The organism is Pseudoxanthomonas indica (assembly GCF_900167565.1).
Lineage (GTDB): Bacteria > Pseudomonadota > Gammaproteobacteria > Xanthomonadales > Xanthomonadaceae > Pseudoxanthomonas_A > Pseudoxanthomonas_A indica.
Map to the genome: position 1 here is coordinate 1 of NZ_FUZV01000003.1, position 2,245 is coordinate 2,245.

Annotated in this window: 1 protein-coding gene; it reads left to right on the forward strand. The window is 67.0% G+C overall.

All coding sequences use genetic code 11. The annotated features are described in order from the left end of the window. A partial coding sequence (locus tag B5X78_RS18260; protein WP_139381652.1) for an NADP-dependent malic enzyme occupies positions 1 to 2,245 on the forward strand: 2,245 nt, incomplete at both ends.

Here is a 2,245-nt window from a genome sequence, read left to right on the forward strand (position 1 = left end):
AAGCAGGCCGCCCTCGAGTATCACCGTCTCTCCCCACCGGGCAAGATAAAGGTCACTCCGACCAAGCCCATGCTGACCCAGCGCGACCTGGCGCTGGCGTACTCGCCGGGCGTGGCCTACGCCTGCGAGGCGATTGTGGAGGACCCCAAGGCGGCCAGCGAGCTCACCGCGCGCGGCAACCTGGTGGCGGTGGTCACCAACGGCACCGCGGTGCTGGGGCTGGGCAACATCGGCGCGCTGGCCGGCAAGCCGGTGATGGAAGGCAAGGGCGTGCTGTTCCAGAAGTTCGCCGGCATCGATGTGTTCGACATCGAGATTGACGAGACCGACCCGGACAAGCTGGTGGACATCATCGCCAGCCTGGAGCCGACTTTTGGCGGCATCAACCTGGAAGACATCAAGGCGCCGGAGTGCTTCATCGTCGAGCGCAAGCTGCGCGAGCGCATGCGCATTCCGGTCTTCCACGATGACCAGCATGGCACCGCCATCATTGTCGGTGCGGCGGTGGTCAACGCGCTGGAAGTGGTGGGCAAGCGCATTGAAGACGTCAAGCTGGCCACCAGCGGCGCCGGCGCGGCCGGCATCGCCTGCCTGGACATGCTGGTGGCCTTGGGCCTGAAGCCGGAGAACATCCTGGCCTTTGACCGCGAGGGCGTCATCTACAGCGGCCGTGCCCATCTGGACCCGGACAAGGCGCGTTATGCGCGCGAGACCGACAAGCGCACGCTGGCCGAGATTGTGGCCGGGGCGGACATCTTCCTGGGCCTGTCGGCCGGCGGCATCCTGAAGCCGGAGATGGTGGCCACGATGGCGGCCAAGCCCATCATCCTGGCCCTGGCCAACCCGAACCCGGAGATTCTGCCGGCCGACGCCAAGGCGGTGCGCCCGGACGCCATCATCGGCACCGGCCGCAGCGACTACCCCAACCAGGTCAACAACGCGCTGTGCTTCCCCTACATCTTCCGCGGGGCACTGGACGTGGGCGCCACGGTCATCAACGAGGCGATGAAGGTGGCCTGCGTGCACGCCATCGCCCACCTGGCCCGGCGCGAGGCCTCGGACCTGGGCACGGCCTACGGCGATGATGTGCCGTGCTTCGGTCCGGAGTACCTCATCCCGCGTCCGTTCGACCCGCGCCTGCTGGTGGAAGTGGCCGCGGCGGTGGCGCAGGCGGCGATGGACTCGGGCGTGGCGCTGCGGCCCATCCAGGACATGCGTGGCTACCGCGAGAAGCTGGGCCAGTTCGTCTACCGCACCAGTTTGATGATGAAGCCGGTCTACGACCGCGCCAAGGCCGACAAGAAGCGCGTGGTCTATGCCGAGGGCGAGGAAGAGACGGTGCTGCGCGCGGTGCAGACGGTGATTGACGAAGGCCTGGCCCATCCCATCCTGATTGGCCGGCCCGATGTCATTGCCGCGCGCATCGAGCGGCTGAGCCTGCGCATGCGCGCCGGCGTGGACTTCGAGCTGACCAACCAGGACGATGACCCGCGCTTCAACGACTACTGGCAGCACTACCATGCGCTGACCTCGCGTCGCGGCGTGACCCCGGCGGCGGCCAAGAACCTGATGCGCTCGCGGCCCACGCTGATTGCCGCGGTGATGGTGGCGCGTGGCGAAGCCGATGCGATGGTCAGCGGCATCGTCGGTCGCTTCCACAAGAAGCTGGGCTATGTGCGCAGCGTCATTCCGCTGGAGCCGGGCGTGCAGTCCACCTCGGCCATGACCGGGGTCATCAATAACCAGGGCGCGTACTTCTTCCTGGACACCCATGTGCAGGATGACCCGACCGCCGAGCAGATTGCCGAGGCCACGCTGCAGGCGGCTTATCGGCTCAAGCTGTTCGGCATCGAACCGCGGGTGGCGCTGCTCTCGCACTCCAACTTCGGCAGCCACGAGACTCCCGGCGCGCTGAAGATGCGCAAGGTGCGCGAGCTGCTGCTCAAGCGCATGCCCAAGCTCAATGTCGATGGCGAGATGCAGGGCGACACCGCCTGGGACGAGGTGCTGCGCAACCGCATCATGCCCGGCAGCACGCTCACCGGCCGCGCCAACCTGTTCGTGCTGCCCAACCTAGATGCAGCCAACATCGCCTACAACATGGTGCGCGTGGTCACCGACGGCGTGGCCATCGGTCCCATCCTGATGGGCATCTCCAAGCCGGTGCACATCCTGACCACCAGCGCCACCCCGCGACGGGTGGTCAACATGACCGCCATCGCGGCGGTGGATGCGCAGATACGCG